Below are 20206 nucleotides of genomic sequence, written 5' to 3' on the forward strand. Positions count from 1 at the left end.
CCGGCCCACAACACCGGAAACGCCCCCACAACACCCACACCAGCCGGCACCGCCGCCTGCCACACCCCAACACCCAACGCCGACACCGACGCCTGCGGATTATGATCATCAATCCCCTGCCACCGCGACGGCGGCAACACGATCACCCGCGCCTTCCCGATGACATTCTCCACCGGGACCGTCCCCTGCGCGTCATCCTCCATATGCGCCCGCGAATCCGCCGAGAAGTTCCTGTTGTCCCCCATCACCCACAACCGACCAGGCGGAACAGTCACCGGACCAAACGCCTCCACGTTCTCCGGCCCCGTCCCCTCCTCCCAGTGCACATAGGGCTCATCCAACAACTTCCCGTCAACCCTGACCCGCTTCGCCTCCGGATCCCACTCCACCGTCTGGCCACCCACCGCGATGACCCGCTTCACGAAGTCCCGCTCATCCGGCTGACCCACACCCAACGCCGAACCCACATCCTGCAACCACCGCACCACAGGATTCGACGACCGAGACCCCGCCACCTCCACGTTCCGACCCCACGAATCCGGCCCCTTGAACACCACCACATCACCAGGAGCCGGATCCGAGAACCGGTACGTCACCTTGTCCACCAACACCCGATCATTGGTGCACCCCCCACACCCGTGCAACGTCGTCTCCATCGACTGCGACGGAATCACGTACACCCGAGCCAGAAACGTCTGGATCAGGAACGTCAACACCAACGCGGTCAGCACCAACAACGGGAACTCCCGCCAGAAGGAACCCTTCCGCTTCGTCCGCCGCCCCCCAGACGACGACCCGGACCCACCAGAATCCGGAGACCCACCAGGGTCCCCTCCGGCACGGTCCGGGTCGTCCTGAGGCGCTGTCGAAGGCACTACGTCGGCCACGTCCCCAGACTACGGCAGAAGATCACCCCGACTTGACCGGCGACGCTCGTCGGTCCCCCCGATCCAGCGCGCTCCGCGAGGAACCCGGTCCGGAAACACCCACCCGAGGTCAGTCGACAGCCCCGGACGGGTCACGCCGCCGCTACTTCAGCTCCTGCGACGACTTGCCGAGCAGGCGTCGGGCCACGATGAGCTGCTGGATCTGTTGCGTGCCCTCGAAGATGTCGAGGATCTTGGCGTCCCGCGCCCACTTCTCCAGCAGGGTGTGCTCGGCGTAGCCGAGCGTGCCGCACAGTTCCACGCACCGGAGAGTGATCTCGGTGGCGACCCGGCCCGCCTTGGCCTTGGCCATGGACGCCTGCAACGAGTTGGGCCGGTGGTTGTCCGCCATCCAGGCCGCCTCGAGCGTCAGCAGGTGCGCGGCCTCCCAGTCGGCCTCGGCCGAGAGCAGGGCCGACGCGGCGGCGGGCTGGGTGTGGGCGGGCCGGTCGTAGTCCACGACGACACCGGCCTCCTCCAGCAGCCGACGCGTCTCGTCGAGCGCCGCGCGGGCCAGCCCGACGGCCATGGCCGCCACCAGCGGCCGCGTGTTGTCGAAGGTCTGCATGACGCCCGCGAAGCCACGCTCGACGTCGATCTCCGGGCTGCCCAGCAGGTTCTCCTTGGGCACGCGCACGTTGTCGAGCCGGAAGTGGGCGGTGTCGGACGCGCGGATGCCCAGCTTGCGCTCCAGGCGCACCAGCTCGAAGCCGGGCGTCCCCTTCTCCACGACGAAGGACTTGATGGCCGCGCGCCCCCGGTCCCGGTCCAGGGTCGCCCAGACGACGACGGCGTCGGCCCGCTCGCCCGAGGTCACGAAGATCTTCTCGCCGTTGAGCACGTAGTGGTCGCCGTCGAGCACGGCCGTGGTGCGGATGGCGGCCGAGTCCGAGCCGCAGTCCGGCTCGGTGATGGCCATGGCGGCCCACCTGCCCCGGAACCGTTCGAGCTGCTCGTCGTTGGCCACCGAGGCGATCGCGGCGTTGCCGAGGCCCTGGCGGGGCAGCGCGAGCAGCAGGCCCACGTCGCCCCAGCACAGCTCGATCGTGCCGAGCACGGTGGCGAGGTTGCTGCCGTTGCGGACCTCGCCGTCGGCGGCGGTGCGCTCGCGCCGCACGCCGGTCGCGCCCGCGCCGCCCTCGCCGGAGGCGTTCATGCCGTCGAGCACGGCGGCCAGCATGTCCAGTTCGGTGGGGTAGGTGTGCTCCTCCCGGTCGTAGCGCCGGGAGTGCGGGCGGAAGATCTCGGTCGCCACCTGGTGGGCCTGGTGGACCAGTGCCGCGAACTTCTTCGGAACCTCAAGGTTGATCATGTGTTCGTCCGCTCCTTCGCGCGGCGTCGGCCCTCAGACGAGGACGACGCCCTCCATCACGCCCACCGCGCGCAGGTCGCGGTACCACCGCTCCACCGGGTGCTCCTTGACGAACCCGTGGCCGCCGAGGAGCTGGACGCCGTCGCTGCCGATGGCCATGCCCCGGTCGGCGCACAGCCGCCTGGCCAGCGCGACCTCCCTGGCGCAGGGCAGTCCCTGTTCGGCCCGGCTGGCCGCGCGGTAGGTGGCCAGCCGCATGCCCTCCAGCTCGATCGCGATGTCGGCCACCCGGAACGCCACGCCCTGCCGGTGGCTGATCGGCTCGCCGAACGCCTCCCGGCCGTTGACGTAGGGGATGACGTAGTCGAGCACGGCCTGCGCCGTGCCGACGGCCAGGGCGCACCAGCCCAGCCGGGAGAGCCGCACGCAGTCGGCGTAGACCTCCGCCGAGCCCGCGCCGAGCAGCGCGCCCGGTGGGAGCGAGACGTCGTTCAGCACGAGCCGCCCCATGCTGGCCGCGCGCAGCCCCATCGCCGGGTCCGCCTCGACCGCCAGGCCGGCGGTGTCGGACTCGACGAGGAAGAGCGCGGGCGCGCCGTCGAGTTCGGCGGCCACCACGAACAGCTCGGCGCGCGCCGCCCTCGGCACGAGCGACTTCACGCCGTCGAGCACGTAGCCGGCGCCGACCCGACGGGCGCGGGTGCGGAGCGCGAACGGGTCGAACAGCGGGCGCGGTTCCGCCACGGCCAGCGCGGCGGCGGGCACGTCGTCACCGACGAAGGCGGGGAGGTAGGTGGCCTGTTGCCGCTCGTCCCCCCACAGCACCAGGGCGGTGCTCACCGCGGTGGGCGCGAGACAGGCCACCGCCAGGCCCATGTCGCCGTGGGCCATGGCCTCCGCGACCAGGACGTTGGTGACGGTGGAGCGCTCGTCCCCCGCGCCGCCGAGCGCCTCGGGGATCCCGACCAGGCCCACACCGAGTTCGGCGACCCGGCCGAGCAGGCCGTCGGGCGGGGCGCACCGGGTGTCCGCGTCGGCCGCCGCGGGCCGGAGCTGCTCGGCGGCGAACTCGACGACCGTCTCGCGGATCATCCGCTGCTCGTCGGTGGGGGTCAGGTCGAACAACCCCCGCTCCCCCGCCGCAGGCAGCCGGACCGGCTGGCCGAGCTGGCGGACCGCCTGGAACGAGCGGGTGGCCGCGCCGAGGGTGCGGAACCCGGCCCTGGTGGCCTCGAAGGCCATCCGCTCCACCGGCTTGCGCAGTCCGAGCCGGTCGAGGACCGACGCGCCGGCGACCCGGTTGACCAGCGCCAACCCGAGGCCCATGACGTCGAGGCCCGTCCCGCGGCCGCCGCGCCCGGTGTGTCGTCGCTCCTCGGCCATCACCGCTCCCTCCCGGGCCGTCGGCCCGTCCGCCAGTTACCTACTCTAGAGTAGACTTACTACCAAGTAAACAAGTCGCGCCCGGTTCCCGCCCAGCTCCAGGACCACGGGAACTCCCCACCCCGCGACTGACTCTCACCGCGCTCCGGGCATTCCGCGCCGTCCTCCCTCAGGAGGCGCGCCCGTCGCCGTGGATGCGGGACGGCGGACCCGACCCACCCCCCGCTCGCGAGTCCACAATGGACCGTCATGCGCGACCCGCGACCCGCGACCCGCGTGCCACGCCACGGGGCCGGTACGGAGCGCGAGGTGTGGGTATCCCCGCGGTGGACACGGCCGCCGAGGGGAAGGGGTGTGCGCATGCGCTGGCGACTTCGGGGCAAGGTCGTCGTGGTCACCGGCGCCTCCAGCGGGATCGGACGGGTGACGGCCGTGGCGTTCGCCCGCCAGGGCGCGGCCGTGGTGCTCGTCGCCCGCAGGGCCGCGGCGCTGGAGGCGGTGGCCGAGGAGTGCCGGGCGCACGAGGTGCCCGCCCTCGCCATGCCCGCCGACGTGACCGACGAGGAGGCGGTGCGGGAGGTCGCGCGGTCCACGGTGGAGCGGCTCGGCCGGCTCGACGTCTGGGTGAACAACGCCGGGGTCACGCTGTGGGGGCGGGTCGAGGAGGTCCCGATGGAGGACTTCCGGCGGGTGCTGGAGACCAACTTCCTCGGCTACGTCCACGGGGCGCGCGCCGCGCTCCCCCACTTCCGGGAGCAGGGCCGGGGTGTGCTGGTCAACAACGCCTCGATGCTGTCGGTGGTCGCCGAGCCCTACGCCGGCGCGTACGTCGCCGCCAAACACGCCGTCCTCGGCTTCGCCTCGTCGTTGCGCCAGGAGCTGGCGCTGGACGGGCTGGCGCGCCAGATCCGGGTGTGCTCGGCCATGCCGGCCACCATCGACACGCCGTTGTTCCAGCACGGCGGGAACTACTCGGGCCGACGGGCCAAGGCGATGCGCCCGGTCTACCCCCCGGAGCGGGTCGCGCGGACTCTGGTGAACCTCGCCCGCTGGCCGCGTCGCGAGGTGTTCGTCGGTCCGGCTGCTCGGATGTTGGCGTGGCAGTGGCGGATGGCGCCCGCGCTGACCGAACGGCTCACCGCGTGGATGGCCGACCAGGACCAGTTGGAGCGGCACCGCCTCGTGCCCGCCGACGACGGCAACCTGTTCGCGCCGGTGGACGACGGCGACACCGCCGACGGTGGCTGGGGCGGCCGACGAGGGCAGGCCCGCCGTCGGGTGCTGGCCGCCGCCGTCGCGGGCGCCGGCCTTCTCGGAGCGACCGCGACCGCCCTGCGTCGCCCCCGGGGTGATCGGTGGAGCTGACGAGCCGGTGGACGGCCGCCGCCGGCACGTTGGTGCACAGTCGCGCGGGCGGGGACGCGGGTCCCCCGCTGGTGCTGGTCCACGGCTTGGGGGTCGCCAGCCCGTACTGGGAGCGCACGGCGGCGGCGCTCGCGCCGTGGTTCCGCGTGCACGCGCCCGACCTGCCCGGTTTCGGCCACACGATCGGACCGCGCGAGGCGCTCGACGTCCACCAGCTCGCCGAGGCGTTGGCGGACTGGATGCGGACGGCGGACGCCTGGCCGGCGGTCGTGGTCGGAAACTCGATGGGATGCCAGATCACGGTGGACCTGGCGGTGTGCCATCCCGAGCTGGTGCGTCGCGCGGTGCTCGTCGGCCCGACGATCGACCGCACCGCGCCCGGCGCGCTGTCGCAGGTGTTCCGCCTGGTCCGCAACGGGTTCCGCGAACCGCCCCGCCAGTTCTGGATCGTCGCCAGGGACTACGCCAGGGCGGGATTGGGGCGGGTGCTGCGCACGTTCCTGGCCGCGATGGCCGAGCCGACCGAGTCCTGGTACCCGAGGGTGTCCGCGCCCACCCTGGTCGTGCGGGGCGAGAGGGACGCGCTGGTCACGGCGGAGTGGGCCGCTCGCGTCACCAACGCCCTCCCGCACGGGGGCCTGGTCACGCTGCGCGGCGCGGCGCACACCGCGAACCAGGCGGCGCCGGAGGCGTTGGCCAGGGTGGTGCGGGTCTTCGCGGAGGAGCAGTCGGCGGAACCGGCGGGAGGAACGCCGTGAGCCGTCTGCTGGCCGCCCGTTGCCTGACCGACTTCGACTCCTCCGTCAGCGGCGTGCGCGCGGTGTCCCGCGCGTTGCGCGGCCGGGAGTTCGGCGCGTTGGGGCTGCTCCCGTCGTCCCGTCTCCTCGCCGACGCGCTGGCGGGCCTGCCGGAGCCGGTGCGGCTGCGGCTGTTCGTGGCCACGGGCTGGCAGCAGGGCGCCCCCGAACGGCTCGTCCGCCGGCTCCGCGCCGCTGACCTCGACGAGTGGGTGACGTCCCAGTACGGAGCAGGGCCGTACCCGGCGATGCTCGTCGGGGCCGCCAGTGGCGCGGCCGTGCACCTGTGCGCGGCGTTGGGCGCGCCCTTCCTGCCGCAGACGCTCCTGGTCGGCGTTCGTCAGTCCTCTGTGGACATAGACGAGCCCCGGAGCGCGATGGCGGCCTTCGACCGCCTCGGGCACCACCTCGTGACGGCGAACCCCGATCTCCAGCTCCACCACATGCACGATCCCAACCAGGACCGACCGATGCTGGACCGGTTCGGCTACTTCCGGTTCAAACGCAGGCGACTCGGCCCGGTGTTGGAGCGGTTCTGCCGACAGCGGCTGCGGCCGGGCGGGAGCATTTTCGTGCTGGACTGCCGGTTGCGCTGGCCGTCGACCACGCTCGACGACCAGCGGTTCTTCCAGTTCGGCGCGCTGGGCGGGATTCCGGCGGAGGAGTACCACGACGGCAGCGAGCGGATCAGCCGGTTTCTCGCCGAACAGGGGGCCACCGTGCGGAGGTGGGACCCACCGCCACCCGACCGCGAGGCACCCGAGGCCGAGTGGGGCTTCGAACCCGCCTTGATGGACGACGTGAACCTGCTGGCGCAGCGGTACGGGTTCCGGGTTCGTCGGGTCGTGGTCGACCACCCGGAGGAGCTGAGCCCACCCGTGGCCGACCTGTTCCGGGACTGGTACCGCCGTCGCGGGATACCGTCCGACCGGTTGCTCGTGGAGAGCTACAACCAGACCGAGCCGCTGTGGGCGTTGCGGTTGGGCGCGGTCCCCTTCTGGCTGCACTTCACGGTCACCTCGGCGATCGAGCGCGCCCGGCACTACCTGGACACCCGCGGCGATCCCGCGGAGATCCTGGTGAACCTGTTCTCCAACGGGTTGTGCTCGCTGGGCCAGGTCCCGTTGGACGAGTGGCGCGCGCTCGCCGCGAGGGCGACCCGTCACGGCGCGTTGGTGGGCGTGGCGGAGGACGCCTATCCGACCGACATCGGCTCGACCGTCCGGTACGCGGCGGCCCTCGCTCGCCACGGCCCGCGCCATCCGCTCCCCCCACCGCTCCCTCTGTCCATAGTGGACGATTTTCTCCCCGAGGAGCGCTGAGGCCCCCCCAGAAGGAACGGCCCTGACCACGGGGAATCAGACCCGAAGGGGCTCAGCGGAAGGGAATCAGACCCGAAGGGAATCAGTCGAAGAAGCGCGCGAGGAGAACGGGATCCGCCTCGTCCTCCTGACGGCGCACGGGGGTCAGGTCGGCGAACACCGACGCCCCGTCGCAGGCCGCGTGCAGGGGCCGCCACCGCCGCTCGCGCCCGGGCTGGACGCAGATCCCCTTGATCGTCTGAATATCCAGCAACCGCACGTGGGTGGGGTCGGCCACCGCGTTGACGTGCCGCCACCACGGGGACATCACGTGCAGGACCCCGCCGTCGCGCAGCACCCGGTGGCACTCGTCGACCAGGGGCAGGAAGTCCACCAGGTGCTCCAGCACGTGGACGACGAAGACCCGGTCCACCGAGCCGTCGGCGAAGGGCAGCCCGTCGGACAGGTCCGCCAGGACGTCCACCGCCCCGGTCATCCGCTGGTCCACGCCCACGTTGCCCGCGTACTGCTTGGTGCTGCCGCACCCGAGGTCGAGGATCACCGGCTCGCGCCCGGCCACCACCACCCGGTCCCACACCGCCATCACCCCGTCGAGCCGGCCGACCAGCTCGCGCAGGACCGCGAGCCGCTCCGGATGATCGACCTCCCCCGTCAGGTGGGCCACGCCGCCGTCGAACCGGGCCTCCACCGCCAGGCCCCGCACCCGGTCGTCGTACTTGAGCAGCTCCGAGGTGGCCGTGGCCAGGTGGTCGTCCCACAGCCGCACCCGCTGCTCGGAGGGCGGGAACATCCGCGTCGTCACCATGCCTCCGTCTCCGGCGCCAACCCACGTCACGGACTCTCCTGGCTCACGGCAGCGCGGGGCGCACCGCGTGCTCGCTCCGGTCGCCCCATGGGCGCCGCGCCGCGCCCGCCGCCCACCCGGGTCGGTCGGGGAGACCGCTCAGGGCCTCGGTCACCGCCTCCTCGGCGCTCCGACCGGGCCGCCACCCCAGCTCGGCCCTGGCGCGTTCGGTGCTGAGCAGGGGGATCGCGGCGGCGAGGTCGACCCAGCCCGGCGACGACGGCCGGGCCCGCAACGTCCAGCGCACCCAGGCCGCCGCCCGCGCCGCCGACAGCGGCACCGGCGCGTGGCGCGCGCCGAGCAGATCCGCGAGCCGGCGCGGGGGCAGGGCGGGCTCGGCCGCGAGGTTGAACGCGCCGGGGACGCGGCGGCGCAGGATCCGGAGCACCGCGTCGGCCACGTCGTCGGCGTGCACGAACTGGAGCACCAGCCGGGAGGGCAGGGGCAGCACGGGAAGACGACGCCGCGCCAGCCGGAACACCTGGGGCGGAGGCGTCGGGCCGGCGTCCCGCCGCGTCTCGCCCGTGCCCGGTCTCGGAAGGACCAGGGCGGGACGCACCCTGGTGACCAGGAGGTCGGGGTGCGCGTGCTCCACGCGGTCCATGATCCGTTCGACCGCCGCCTTCTGGCGGCTGTAGGGCGAGGAGCCCACGCCGTCGGTGGGCCAGTCCTCGCTGGTCCTGCGGTCCTTGGGGGCCGGGGAGTACGCGCCGATCGACGACAGCGCCACCAGGTGCGGGACGCCTGCCTCGACCGCGGCGGTCGCGACGCGCTCCGCGCCGTCGACGTTGGTGCGGCGCGCCAGGTCCTCGTCATGGCCGGGCCCGGACGCCCACGCCAGGTTGACCACGGCGTCCGCGCCGGCGAAGGCTCGGCGCAGTGCGGCCGCGCCCGCCGGGTCGGCGACGTCGGCCGTGCACCACTCGACCTCGCGCGGCGGAGGAAGCGGGGGCTTCCGCCGGGACACCCCGACGACCGTCACGTCCCGCTCCGCCGCCACCCACCGAAGGAAGGCGGTACCGATGTTCCCGCTCGCGCCGACGACCGCGACCCTCATACCCGCCGGGCTACCCGGGTCGGCGGCCCCAAAACGCTCTTCGCCACCGGAGCGAGCACTCGACGCGACCGGGGCTCACGCGCCGTCCCGGCACCGGATCGACAGGTAGTCCCCCTCGTCGGTGACCGTCGTGCCCAGAGCGGCGCAGGCAAGGGCGAACCGGTCCCGGATCCACTCATACTCCTGGGGGTCGGCCAACCGGGTGTGGCAGTAGTCCAGCGCGATGGGCACGGCGTCGACCCGCTCCAGCCCGTCCCGGTCCACGGTGATCAGGAAGACCAGGCCGCGGTCGTTGCGCAGCCACGGGTGCGTCGCGTAGTCGTCGACGAAGTCCCCGAGGTCGAACAGCACGGAGTCGCCCACGCCGTGGAACACGTGCGCGGAGTGCCCCGCGACCACGGTCGCCCCCGCCGCCACCAGCTCCGCCGCCGCCCTCCGGACGTAGGACAGCGGCGCGGGCACCATGTTCGGCCCCCAGTGCGGTGTCACCAGGACGACGTCGACCTCCGCGCGCAGGTCGCGGACGAGCGCGGCGAGCCAGTCCGGCACCCCCTCCCGCAGGTCGGCGTGCGCGACCCCGGGCGCGGCGGCGCCCGCCGCGTACTCGTCGGGGTGGTCGGTCACCCCGAGGACCGCCAGCCGCAGGCCGCCCACCTCGAACATCTGGGGCCGCCGGGCCTGGTCGAGGTTCGCCCCCGCGCCCACCACGCGGATCCCCACCCCGCCGAGGTGGTCGACCGTGTCGAGCAACGCCTTGGGGCCGTAGTCGAGGGCGTGGTTGTTCGCCAACGTCACGCAGTCGACGCCCAGCTCGGCCAGCTCGTGCGCGGCGGACGGCGGCGCGCGGAACCAGAAGCGCTTCTCCGGGTCGGGCCACGGGCTGCCCCGACGGGAGACGCAGCACTCCAGGTTGAGCACGAACAGGTCGGCCTGGGCGACGGCCTTGCGGACCCCGGCGGAGAACAGCTCCTGCCGGCCGGGGCGCAGCAGCCGCTCGGCGACCCCGCGTCCCAGCATCGTGTCGCCGGCCATGGCGATCCGCACGGCCATCGTCACCGCCCCTTCCGCAGGAAGGACCGCAGCCTCCGCAGCGGCCAGGTGTTGATCACCTCGTCCGCGGTGAGCCAGCCGCGTCGCGCCGTGCCCACGCCGAACCGGAGGTGGGGCAGGTGCACCACCGAGTGCGCGTCGCTGTCGACCGCGAACCGCACCCCGTGCCGTCGGGCCCGCAGGATGTTCTCGTCGGACAGGTCCAGCCGGTCGGGGAAGGAGTTGATCTCCAGCGCGGTGCCGGTGCGGGCGCAGGCGCGGAACAGCTCGTCGAGGTCGACGTCGACGGCGGGGCGCCGGCCGAGGAGCCGGCCCGTGGGGTGGCCGATGATGGTGACGTGGGGGTTCTCGCACGCCCGCACGAGGCGTCGGGTCATCTCGGCGGAACCCTGGTTGAAGTGCGAGTGCACGGAGGCCACGCACAGGTCGAAGCCGTCGAGGAACTCGGGTGGCCAGTCGACCCCGCCGTCCGGGTCGATGTTGAGTTCCGTGCCGTGCAACAGCCGCATCCGGTGGTGTCGGCCGTCCAGGGCGCGCACCGCCTCCCGTTGCGCCAGCATCTTGTCGTCCGACATGCGTTGCATGAAGAGGTTCGGCGCGTGGTCGGTGACGGCGTAGTAGGAGTGGCCGAGCCGCGCGGCCGCCGCGACCATCTCGTCCAGTGAGGACACTCCGTCGGTCAGGTCGGTGTGGGTGTGCAGGTCGCCCCTGAGGTCCCCCTCCTCGATCAGGTCGGGCAGCTCGCCCCGCAGCGCGGCCTCGACCTCGCCCCTGTCCTCGCGCAGCGGGGGCGGGATCCACGGCAGGCCAAGGCGTTCGTAGACCTCCTCCTCCGTCTCGGACACGACGAGGTCACCGGTCTCGACGTCGAACAGGCCGTACTCGGAGAGCTTGAGCCCGGCCCGCACCGCCATCTCCCGCAACCGGATGTTGTGCGCCTTGGAGCCGGTGAAGTACTGCAACGCCGCGCCCCACGCGCCCATCGGCACGACCCTGAGGTCCACCTGGAGGCCCTTGGTGGTGCGGACGGAGGTCTTCTTGTCGCCCCTGGCGATCACTTCGTCCACATAGGACAGATTCACGAAGGCGTCCATCAGGGGACCGGGATCGTCGGCGGCCGACAACACGTCGATGTCGCCGATCGTCTCCCGGTACCGTCGCAGGGAACCCGCGTAGGCGCACCGCGCGCAGCCGGTGACCGCCGACAGCTCCGCCACCACCTCCTCGGCGAGGTCCATCGCCACGTTGAGGAGCACCCGCCCGCCGGCCTGTCGCATCACCGCGACGCCGTGCAGGATGTTCTCCTCGGTCTTCTCCCCGAAGCCCCGCAGGTCACGCAGCCGCCCGGCCGTGACGGCCTCCACCAGCTCCTCGACCGAGGAGATCCCCCGCTCCCGGAAGAGCATCATCGCGCGCCTCGGGCCGAGCCCGGGGATGGCGGTCATCTCCCGCACCCCGGCGGGGATCCGCGCGCGCAGCTCGTCGACGGCGGCGACGTGGCCGGTACGCAGGTACTCCTCGACCTTGTCGGCGATCGAGCGCCCCACGTGGGGGATCTCCCGCAGCGCCTTCGGGTCGAGCCGGGACACGTCCTCGTGGTAGCCGCCGACGGCGCGCGCCGCCTTCTCGTAGGCGCGTGCCTTGAACGCGTCGCCGCCCGTGATCGAGATGAGGTCGGCGTACTCCTGGAGGAGGGCCTCGACCTCCTCGTTCGGCCGGGCCATGTCCCGAGTCTAGGGCGGTCAGAACCCGCCCGCCGGCCGCCGGCGGGACACGGGAGACGGCCGGAGGGCGGTGGCGGGGACGGCGGCTCACCCGGCGACACCGCCGTCCCCGCGGGTCGGAGGTGTCCCCGGACCGGGCCTCACTCACTCGACGGAAGCGGGGGTCCCGTCGAGGGAGAGGGCAGTCGCCCGGTGGCGGCCCGACTCCGCCTCCCCTACGCCAGTACTTGGCGTGTCCGCGCCATCACCACGGGCGGCGGAGGGAGCGCGACGTGGCGAGGAGACGGGAGCACGACGGGCACGACGAGGGCGCCTGCCCGGGCCAGGGCGGACGCGACCACGCCGGCAGCGACCACGAGCCGTTCCACCCGCGCGCGGGGACGCGCCGGATCGACGGGAGCCGCGCCAACCCGGTCCTCGTCGGTCGGGTGTTCACCGACAGCCCCGCGACAGGGGGCAACGCCTGGAAGCAGGCGCGGCGAATCGCGGGTGACGCGAAGCGCGAGGCGAAGAAGACGGCGCGATGAGCGTGGTGACGGACCCCCGGCCGGTCGAGGGACGGCTCGGCGAGCGGGACCTGGGTTTCGGCGTCGGGCTGCGGATGTCGCACGTCCCGCACATCCGCGAGCACCAGCCGCCGGTCGGCTTCTTCGAGGTCATCTCCGAGAACTTCATGGACTCCCGCGGCGCGCGCCGACACGCGCTCGACGAGATCGCCGAGCGGTACCCGGTCGTCCTGCACGGCATGTCGCTGTCGGTGGGCAGCACCGACCCGCTCGACTTCGACTACCTGGCCCGGCTCAAGCGCCTGGCCGAGGCCGTGCGGGCGGAGTGGATCTCCGACCACGTGTGCTGGACCGGCGTGCTCGGCCTCAACACCCACGACCTGCTGCCGTTGCCGTTCACCGAGGAGTCGCTGGCGCACGTGACGCGCAGGGTCCGCACCGCGCAGGACTTCCTGGAGCGCCGGCTGGTGCTGGAGAACCCGAGCACGTACGTCGAGTTCGTCGACTCGACGCTCACGGATTGGGAGTTCCTCGCCCGGCTGGCCGGGGACGCCGACTGCGGGCTGCTGCTCGACGTCAACAACGTCTATGTCTCGGCCACCAACCACGGCTTCGACCCGGAGGAGTACCTGCGGGCGCTGCCGCACCACCGCGTGGTGCAGATGCACCTTGCCGGCCACACCCACTGCGGCACACACGTCGTGGACACCCACGACGCCCCGGTCGCCGACCCGGTCTGGTCGCTGTACCGGCTGGCCGTGCGGCTCACGGGCGGGGCGTCAACGTCGCTGGAGTGGGACGAGCGGATCCCGCCGTTCGCCGTCCTGGAGGAGGAGCTGGCCAAGGCCCGCCGGCACGCCGAGCACGCCAGGGACACCGGAGACGCCGGCTACACCGAAGACTCCAGGGACACCGGAGACTCCGGGGCCGCCCGAGGCCGGGGCGGCCAGGATGCGTGAGGACTCCGACCTCGTCCGCCTCCAGCACTGGTTCCAGGCCGCCGTCCTGGCCCCGCGGGGACCCGGCCCGGAGATCGACGACCTGGTCACGGCGTCGGCGCGGCAGACCGCCCGCCAGCGGTTCGCGATCTACTGGCGGAACTACCGGCTGCGGCTGCTGGAGACGATGCGCGCGCTGCACCCCGGTCTGGTCCACCTCCTCGGGCGGGAGCTGTTCCACCAGTTCGCGTTGAGCTACCTGGAGGAGCACCCCTCCCGCACGCACTCCCTGCTCCGACTGGACGAGCGGTTCGTCGAGCACCTGGAGCGGACCCGGCCCGCGCCCGAGGACGACGGCGACGGCCGGTGGTCGGCCCTGCCCGACCTGGTGATTGACATGGCCCGGTTCGAGCGGCTCCAGAACGAGGTGCTCGACGGACCCGGCACCGAGAACGGCGCGGAGGGCGCGGGCGGTGCCGCCCCGCACCTGGCCGCCCCGCACCTGGCCGCCCTGCCGCCGCGCTCCGGCCTCCCGCCGCCCGACCTCGTGCTGACCCCCGCGCCCTGCCTGCGCCTGCTGCGCACGTCGTTCCCGGTCCACAGCTACGTCGCCGCCGTCGAGCGGGGCGAGGACCCGGCCCCGCCCGAACCGCGCCCGACCTTCGTCGTCCTGACGCGCCGGAACTACGAGGTCGTCACCCGGGAGCTGACGCCGCGCGCGCACGCCACGCTCCAGGCCATGGTCTCCGGCGCGCCGATCGCCGAAGCCCTGCGCGGACCCGGCGGCGAACAGGGCATCTCCTGGCTGCGCGACTGGCTCGCCAGCGGGTTCTTCGTCGCTGCCCGGCCGAGCACGGGGCACGACGCCGACCAGGCCCCGCCGGACGACGGGGGCGAGAAGCCGGAGCCGTCGGAGCGGCTCGACGCGCCGCGACCGCCCACCCCTGTCCCGGGAGGACGCGGCACCGCCGCCATGTGAGGTGTCCTTCCCGGGGTGTGCGCGTCACGACGGTTCGTCAGCGTTCGGACAGGGGTGTTCCCGCTGCCGGCGGACGTGCGGTAACACGGTGCGGTGCGGAGAGAGCTGGGCGGCGGATGGTCGATCGACCTCGACGGAGCGGTCGTCGGGCGGGTGGTCGGCGGCAACACGCGGTTCACCGGGTTCGGCCGCACCGTGTGGACCGCGGTGTGGGACCTCCCCTCGCCCGAGACACCGGCCGACGCGCTCGCGTGGATCAGGCAGGCCGGCCCGCCCCGCCCCCTGCGCACCTTCGAGGAGCCCGGCGCGGACGACGAGGAACTCCGCTACGCCTCGTGGTGCCGTGAGACCGAGAACGGCCAGGAGCGGTTCGCCCTCCACGCCTACACACTGCGGCCGACCTCCTACGTCCAGGCCGCCTTCCTGGTCACCGTCGCGGACGACCTCGACTGGGCGCTCACCGCGTGGCGGTCGCTGCGGTACCGGCCCGCGCCGCACCACGGCGGCGGCACGCCGCTCGCGGGCGGGTGATCCCGACCCGTCATCACCCGGAAGAGCACCACTCTTCCGGGTATTCCCCCGGTCGTTGACGTCCGAGGGTGACGCGTTGCCCGTCCCCGCGACACTTTCGGGCCGTCCTGCCGCGGGTGTCCTGCCGCGCCCAGGCGCGGGGCGCACGATCGACGGTGGGGCGGGCAGTCGCGTCCCGCCACGACCGCCGCGGAGCGCACCGATGACGACGACGGCCGGTCCCACCGCGGAGCGGTACGGGGACCACCTCTTCCACCACGGACACCCCAGCGAGTTCGCCCGGCTCAGCGCAATGGCCGCGGCGCTGGACCCCGGCAGCCGCGCCCACCTCACCGCGCTCGGCGTCGGCCCCGGCTGGCGGTGCCTCGACCTGGGCGCCGGGACCGGAAGCGTCACCCGCTGGCTCTCCGAGCAGGTCGGGGACGGCGGCGAGATCGTCGCGGTCGACCAGGACGTGCGGTTCCTCTCCGGGATCGAGGAGGGGAACGTGACCGTGGTCGAGGCCGACGTCACCGCCCCCGACTTCGCGCCGGGCCGGTTCGACCTGGTCCACGCGCGGTTCCTGCTGATGCACCTGCGGAGCAGGGAGAAGTTCCTGGCCCGCGTGGTGGACTGGCTGCGGCCGGGCGGCTGGCTGGTCGTCAGCGACGCCGCGGACCTGGGCACCCCCTCCTCGGACAACGCCGCCTACCGGGCCACGATGGCGGCGTACTGGCACGCCGTGGGCGCGGCGTTGGGCACGGACATCACCTTCGCGCGCCGCTACCCGCGCCCGCTCGCGGCGTTGGGGCTGACCAACCTGGGCGTGGGCGTGCACTTCCCCGTCGTGTCGGCCGGTTCCGGCATCGCCGAGTGCTGGCGGCTGAGCCTGGAGCAGGCCAGGCACTACGTGCTGGCCACCGGCTCGGTCACCGCGGAGACCGTCGACGAGACGCTGCGCTACCTGGCGACGCCGACCACGTGGGACCTGTCGTTGGCCATGGTGACGGCCTGGGGCAGGAGGACCTGAGCCGACACCACGGTCCACAGAGGACGGTCTTGTTGACGTGGGGGTGTGGGCGGGGGCGCCGGGAGGCGCCCCCGCCCTCGACCCCCGTCCGTCAGCGCCAGGGGATCTGTGGTGAGCGGTGGAAGGCGACGCCCATCCGCTCCCAACGCGGCCCCTGCGCGGCCAGCCGTTCGCGGAAGCCCTCCCAGCTCCGGGTGACCTTCGGCGACCAGCCCAGCTCCGCCACGGCCGGCAGGCGCGGGAACGCCATGAAGGAGACCTCGTCGAGGTCGGTCAGCGTCTCCGTCCACAGTGGAGCCTCAACGCCGAGCACCGCCGACTCCGGCAGGTCGGCCAGGTGCCCGCCGGGCTCCCAGCCGTAGGCGTCCCGCACCTCGATGTACCCGGCCCAGGTCAGGCCCAGCTTGGTGCTCGGGTCGTACTTCATGTCCAGGTACGTCCGGTTGGCCGGCGACATGATCACCTTGTTCCCCCGCCGGGCGGCCTCCACGACCTCCCGGTCGGTGGTCCCCCTGCCCCAGTACTGGAGCACGGCCGAGGGCGGGGTGGCGGCCTTGGCCATCTCGTGCCAACCCACGGGCGTCTTGCCGTGGCGTTCCACGATGGGCAGCACGCGCCGCATGAACTCCTGGTAGTCGGCCGGCGGGGTCGAGTGCGCCTCGTCGCCGCCGATGTGCAGGTACGGGCCGGGCGTCAGCGCGGCGAGTTCTCGCACGACGTCCTCCACGAACCGGTACGTGACGTCCTTGCCCACGCAGAGCGAGCTGAAGCCCACCTCGATGCCGGTGTAGAGCGGCGGGGCCTTGCCGTCGCAGTTCAGCTCCGCGTACGAGGCCAGCGCCGCGTTGGTGTGGCCAGGCATGTCGATCTCCGGGACGATCGTCACGTGCCGGCGGCGCGCGTGCTCGACGATGTCGCGGTACTGGTCCTGCGTGTAGTAGCCGCCGGGGCCGCCGCCGACCTCGGTGCTGCCGCCGTAGGTGGCCAGGCGCGGCCAGCTTTTGATCTCGATCCGCCAGCCCTGGTCGTCGGACAGGTGCAGGTGCAGTCGGTTGATCTTGTAGAGGGCGATCCGGTCGATGTGCGCCTTGACCTCGTCCACCGTGAGGAAGTGCCGCGCGACGTCGAGCATCGTGGCGCGGTGCGCGAACCTCGGATAGTCGAGCACCTGACCGGCCGGCACGCGCCACGGACCGCGCTGCGGCCGGTCGCTCTCCACCTTCGCCGGCAACAGTTGGCGGAGCGTCTGCACACCGGCGAACAACCCGGCCGGCTGGTTGGCCCGCAACACCACCGACCGCCGCGTGACGTCGAGCTGGTAGCCCTCCTCCCCGACCCGGGGGTCCGCGCCGCCCAGCCGTAACACGATCGCGTTGCTCGTGAACCCGTGGTCCGGGACGACGGGGAGCCAGTACCCGGTGGACCGCCGGAGGAGGTGGGCGAGCTGTTCGCCCACGTCGCCGGCGCCCCTGTCGACCTGGATGCGCGTGGCGGGGTTGAGGGAGAACGTCTCGCCGGGCGTCGGCCGCGCCTCGACCGGGGCCGGCACCACGTCGGTCAGCCGCGTGACCTGTTCGGCCGCGGCCGCGGTCGGCTCGGCCCACGCCGCGCCCGCCACACCGGCCACCAGCAACGGCGCCACGAGCACGGAGAGCAGGCCACGCCATCGTGCGTGTCTCATCGGTCGTCCCTTCCGGCGGCGGCCCTGCGACGACGGTGCGTGATCGTCACCCACAGGGGACGAAACCACCGCGCCAGGACCTCCGTAAGGCGACGAACGGCCGAAACCCTTCCCCCACCCAGCCCCCACCCCGAAAGCGACAATATTGACAAGTTATTGTTCCATCTGTCAGCCTTTTCTTACGGGTGCTCCGGGAGGTGCCGTGACCAGCGAGGAGCTGTTGGCCCTGCTGGCCGCCATCGGGCACACCCAGCGACTGCGGATCATCGGTGAGCTGGCCAGGGGACGCGTGCACGTCAGCGAACTGGCCCGCAGGCTCGGCCTGTCCCGTCCACTGCTCTACATGCACCTGGAACGGCTGGAGAAGGCCGGTCTGGTGGCGGGGACACTCGAACTGTCGTCCGACGGCAAGGCGATGAAGTACATCGAGCTCACCCCGTTCGAGGTGCGGTTGAACGTGGACACCGTGCTGGCGGCACTCCGTGAGGATGAGGAGCGAGCGGAAGCCGACTCCGAGGCATGACGACGAGGGGGACCACCACATGACCGGCGGGATCGTCGCGGTCGTGATCGTCCTGATCAGCATCGGCGGCATCACGGCAATCCTGGTGTCGTACTTCCGCCTCCAGCGGCACCGCGCCGACGCCGCCGCGATGGCGTCCTCAGTTCCAACAAGGCTGACGAACATGAAGCCGACGAAGACCGACACCATCACCACGGCCGCACTGGTCACCACGCCCGCCGACCTGGTGACACCCTCGATGACCGCGCGCCGGGCGGGCAGACCGGCCATGACGCCCTCGCGGATCCGGCTGACGACGAACACCTGGCAGTCCATCGACAACCCGAACAGGATCACGAACAGGATCAGCGGGATCCGCGAGCTGACGAACCCGCCGGAGGTGAACCCGAGCAGGCCCGCGGCTGCCGCCCTTGCCGTCGACAGCGAGGTGGATTGTGGTGGTCAGGCCACCGGACGAGCGTCCAATGGCGTGGTCAGCCGGAACCGCGGTCGGATTCCTGTGATTCGACCAAGCCCCCGTGTCACCGGGCAGGGCCGCTGTGCTGGTGCGCTCGGACCAGGCTGGAGTCCACCGACACCACCCAGCCCCATTCGTCGATCAGGCCCGCTCTCGCACAGGCCTGGTCGACCAGGCGACTCCGCGTGCAGTCCGCGCTCCCGTGTGACAGCCGCTCATACAGCGTCTGCCACGGATCGAACCGTTCCAGCACCTCCCGCCACAGCACACCCGTCCGGTCCTTGTCGGCGATGTCCCCGATCTCCCGAGGCCTGATCACACCTCCCTACCGCCCCGACGCGGCGACCGAACCGGCAACAACGGCTCGAACACCGCCCCGCGCCACATCCATCACCAACTCCTTGCCCATGAACCAGGACTCCGCAGGTCCCCAACATCAAGATCCATCAGACACGCCCCAGGGTTCGGGTTGCCATCGGATGCACGTCGGCCGCGCCCCGCCGCTCTCCATAAATTCCTTCACCGCCGCCCGCACAAGTTCCAGCGGAATCTCCGCATTCGCGGGGAACCCCCGCCAGTGTCCCATGTAGAAGTACGCCACCTCTTCATCGCCGGACGATTGCTCGTTCACACTGACGACACCACGCGGCCAGTCCCGTCCCGCGTACCGAACCACGCCACGTCCGTCTGACACGCCTACGTCCAGCCCTTGCGTGTACGGATCTCCCGACAGGTGAACGTCCATCAGGATGGGCGCTTCCCGCGGCGACTCGGAGCGCACGCGGTCAATCAGGGCGTCCACATCCTCAGCCGTAGCCACAACCACAGGGCTTTCGTCGTGTTCGAACAGGTAGTAAACATCTAGGGAACCCACTTCGACGTTCCGTCTCCTCTATACACCCGACGAAATCCATTCGGGCCGTGGACAGTCATTGTATACCCAGACGGAAGGACCACGGGAATGAGCGCGTCACATCCCATCGGACCTCGACAAGGAAGGTTGTTTATGACGAGCACCGTCGATCGAATGCCGTTTTTTCGCATGTGAACGGCCAACTTGATTTCCACGTCGACGACGGTGACGGGAACACGTCGCGACCTTATTTCTTCCTCAAAGAACCGTAGCGCCTCTTCCGATTTCTCGTCCTTGCCACTCACTTCCCGGTGAACATTGCCCTCCGCGTCGATCCACCGTCCGTGCGTCTTCTGCCCCTTGCTCGAAACGACCGGTGGCGGCAGTTCCCGCCGGAGCTCCTCGACACGTTCAGGCGTCACTGGGGCCGAGACGTCTGAAGGGACCTCAGACGGTCGCGACCGGTTCCCCTGCGGACTCGTTAAACCCGCCGAGGAGCCGGTCGCAGTAGAGCCGCCTACCGAGTACATCCGGTAGGCGCGTATGGCGTCCTCGGCAGCCTTCAACTCCGCGAGCGGGGACCGAACGCCTTGCTGCGCCTCCCCGAACCACGCCAACGCCTGTAAGGCGTCAGAGGCGACCGTGCCGGACATAGCGGCACCGAAGGCCGTACTCGCCTCGTCGATCAAGTCCGCCGCCACGTTCAACGACGCGCGCGCGGCGTCGATCTTGTCCAACACCACGTCGAGCCGCGCGACCAAGTCCTTGATCGACACACCGTCATCCTATGGCGACACTCAGTTACCACGTAGCCGCCAGGGCGGCGGCACACGACGCCCGACCGCCGCAGAAGCCCGCAGCTCACGCCGGTAACCAGGTCATGTGGATGCTGTCGAAGAGCAGCACAAGGGAGGCACCTGAGCAGCAGAGCGTGGCTGTGGGCCCTGGT

Annotated in this window: 20 protein-coding genes and 1 pseudogene; 9 read left to right on the forward strand and 12 right to left on the reverse strand. The window is 72.0% G+C overall.

The window, feature by feature from the left end; all coding sequences use genetic code 11:
- The 3 genes from lepB to LX15_RS21905 all read right to left on the reverse strand — a co-directional run.
- Nucleotides 1–887: signal peptidase I (gene lepB, locus LX15_RS21895; protein ID WP_253671506.1), on the reverse strand; the 887-nt coding region annotated here is incomplete at its 3' end.
- Nucleotides 888–1029: 142 nt separating this feature from the next.
- Nucleotides 1030–2238 carry an acyl-CoA dehydrogenase family protein gene (locus tag LX15_RS21900; protein ID WP_253671507.1) on the reverse strand — a complete coding sequence of 403 codons (1209 nt, stop codon included), beginning with the start codon at nucleotides 2236–2238 and terminating at the stop codon, nucleotides 1030–1032.
- 33 nt (nucleotides 2239–2271) lie between these two features.
- A complete protein-coding gene (locus tag LX15_RS21905) occupies nucleotides 2272–3564 on the reverse strand; it encodes an acyl-CoA dehydrogenase family protein (protein WP_253671579.1) in 1293 nt (430 codons plus the stop codon).
- A 417-nt stretch (nucleotides 3565–3981) separates the two neighbouring features.
- Here LX15_RS21905 and LX15_RS21910 point away from each other — a divergent pair, with 417 nt between their 5' ends.
- From LX15_RS21910 to LX15_RS21920, 3 genes are read left to right on the forward strand one after another with little or no spacing between them, the layout of a single operon-like run.
- The gene (locus LX15_RS21910; RefSeq protein WP_253671508.1) at nucleotides 3982–4986 is read left to right on the forward strand and encodes an SDR family oxidoreductase; all 1005 of its coding nucleotides are present in this window, start codon (nucleotides 3982–3984) and stop codon (nucleotides 4984–4986) included.
- Nucleotides 4977–5744 carry an alpha/beta fold hydrolase gene (locus LX15_RS21915; protein ID WP_253671509.1) on the forward strand — a complete coding sequence of 256 codons (768 nt, stop codon included), beginning with the start codon at nucleotides 4977–4979 and terminating at the stop codon, nucleotides 5742–5744. The genes LX15_RS21910 and LX15_RS21915 overlap by 10 nt, the downstream gene beginning before the upstream one ends.
- Nucleotides 5741–7105, forward strand: a complete 1365-nt coding sequence (locus LX15_RS21920) for a hypothetical protein (protein ID WP_253671510.1) — start codon at nucleotides 5741–5743, stop codon at nucleotides 7103–7105. The genes LX15_RS21915 and LX15_RS21920 overlap by 4 nt, the downstream gene beginning before the upstream one ends.
- Nucleotides 7106–7187: 82 nt before the next feature.
- On the opposite strand, the gene LX15_RS21925 is transcribed toward LX15_RS21920, so the two are convergent.
- The 4 genes from LX15_RS21925 to polX form a co-directional block, all read right to left on the reverse strand.
- Nucleotides 7188–7940 (reverse strand): class I SAM-dependent methyltransferase, encoded by a 753-nt coding sequence (locus tag LX15_RS21925; RefSeq protein ID WP_253671511.1) that lies wholly within the window; start codon nucleotides 7938–7940, stop codon nucleotides 7188–7190.
- A 13-nt stretch (nucleotides 7941–7953) separates the two neighbouring features.
- Complete coding sequence (locus LX15_RS21930) at nucleotides 7954–9006, reverse strand: NAD-dependent epimerase/dehydratase family protein (protein WP_253671512.1); 1053 nt, start codon at nucleotides 9004–9006, stop codon at nucleotides 7954–7956.
- 75 nt (nucleotides 9007–9081) lie between these two features.
- Nucleotides 9082–10056, reverse strand: a complete 975-nt coding sequence (locus LX15_RS21935) for a CapA family protein (protein WP_253671513.1) — start codon at nucleotides 10054–10056, stop codon at nucleotides 9082–9084.
- Between the two features lie 2 nt (nucleotides 10057–10058).
- Nucleotides 10059–11780, reverse strand: coding sequence for a DNA polymerase/3'-5' exonuclease PolX (gene polX, locus LX15_RS21940; protein WP_253671514.1), 1722 nt, complete (start codon nucleotides 11778–11780; stop codon nucleotides 10059–10061).
- 272 nt (nucleotides 11781–12052) lie between these two features.
- Between polX and LX15_RS21945 the strand changes: the two genes are divergently transcribed.
- The 5 genes from LX15_RS21945 (at nucleotide 12053) to LX15_RS21965 (ending at nucleotide 15743) form a co-directional block, all read left to right on the forward strand.
- Complete coding sequence (locus tag LX15_RS21945; protein WP_253671515.1) at nucleotides 12053–12307, forward strand: hypothetical protein; 255 nt, start codon at nucleotides 12053–12055, stop codon at nucleotides 12305–12307.
- Nucleotides 12304–13245, forward strand: coding sequence for an MNIO family bufferin maturase (bufB, locus tag LX15_RS21950; RefSeq protein ID WP_253671516.1), 942 nt, complete (start codon nucleotides 12304–12306; stop codon nucleotides 13243–13245). Before LX15_RS21945 ends, bufB begins: the two co-directional genes overlap by 4 nt.
- Nucleotides 13238–14203, forward strand: a complete 966-nt coding sequence (locus LX15_RS21955; RefSeq protein ID WP_253671517.1) for an HvfC/BufC N-terminal domain-containing protein — start codon at nucleotides 13238–13240, stop codon at nucleotides 14201–14203. Before bufB ends, LX15_RS21955 begins: the two co-directional genes overlap by 8 nt.
- 93 nt (nucleotides 14204–14296) lie before the next feature.
- Nucleotides 14297–14734, forward strand: coding sequence for a hypothetical protein (locus LX15_RS21960; RefSeq protein WP_253671518.1), 438 nt, complete (start codon nucleotides 14297–14299; stop codon nucleotides 14732–14734).
- A gap of 202 nt (nucleotides 14735–14936) precedes the next feature.
- Entirely contained in the window at nucleotides 14937–15743 is an 807-nt protein-coding gene (locus LX15_RS21965) for a class I SAM-dependent methyltransferase (RefSeq protein WP_253671519.1), read from the forward strand.
- Nucleotides 15744–15834: 91 nt separating this feature from the next.
- Here the strand turns inward: LX15_RS21965 and LX15_RS21970 are convergent, their stop codons facing one another.
- Complete coding sequence (locus LX15_RS21970; RefSeq protein ID WP_253671520.1) at nucleotides 15835–17424, reverse strand: beta-N-acetylhexosaminidase; 1590 nt, start codon at nucleotides 17422–17424, stop codon at nucleotides 15835–15837.
- Nucleotides 17425–17626: 202 nt separating this feature from the next.
- Here LX15_RS21970 and LX15_RS21975 point away from each other — a divergent pair, with 202 nt between their 5' ends.
- The gene (locus tag LX15_RS21975) at nucleotides 17627–17947 is read left to right on the forward strand and encodes an ArsR/SmtB family transcription factor (RefSeq protein WP_253671521.1); all 321 of its coding nucleotides are present in this window, start codon (nucleotides 17627–17629) and stop codon (nucleotides 17945–17947) included.
- Between the two features lie 162 nt (nucleotides 17948–18109).
- Here LX15_RS21975 and LX15_RS21980 read toward each other — a convergent pair.
- The 4 genes and pseudogenes from LX15_RS21980 to LX15_RS21995 form a co-directional block, all read right to left on the reverse strand.
- Nucleotides 18110–18370 (reverse strand): annotated as a pseudogene (locus LX15_RS21980) (MMPL family transporter); the annotation flags it as partial.
- Nucleotides 18371–18468: 98 nt separating this feature from the next.
- Nucleotides 18469–18723 carry a hypothetical protein gene (locus LX15_RS33615; RefSeq protein WP_372502775.1) on the reverse strand — a complete coding sequence of 85 codons (255 nt, stop codon included), beginning with the start codon at nucleotides 18721–18723 and terminating at the stop codon, nucleotides 18469–18471.
- 117 nt (nucleotides 18724–18840) lie between these two features.
- The gene (locus LX15_RS21990; protein ID WP_253671522.1) at nucleotides 18841–19278 is read right to left on the reverse strand and encodes an Imm1 family immunity protein; all 438 of its coding nucleotides are present in this window, start codon (nucleotides 19276–19278) and stop codon (nucleotides 18841–18843) included.
- Nucleotides 19266–20033 carry a DddA-like double-stranded DNA deaminase toxin gene (locus LX15_RS21995; protein ID WP_253671523.1) on the reverse strand — a complete coding sequence of 256 codons (768 nt, stop codon included), beginning with the start codon at nucleotides 20031–20033 and terminating at the stop codon, nucleotides 19266–19268. The genes LX15_RS21990 and LX15_RS21995 overlap by 13 nt, the downstream gene beginning before the upstream one ends.
- Between the last annotated feature and the right edge of the window lie 173 nt (nucleotides 20034–20206).

Source organism: Streptoalloteichus tenebrarius (genome assembly GCF_024171885.1).
GTDB lineage: Bacteria > Actinomycetota > Actinomycetes > Mycobacteriales > Pseudonocardiaceae > Streptoalloteichus > Streptoalloteichus tenebrarius.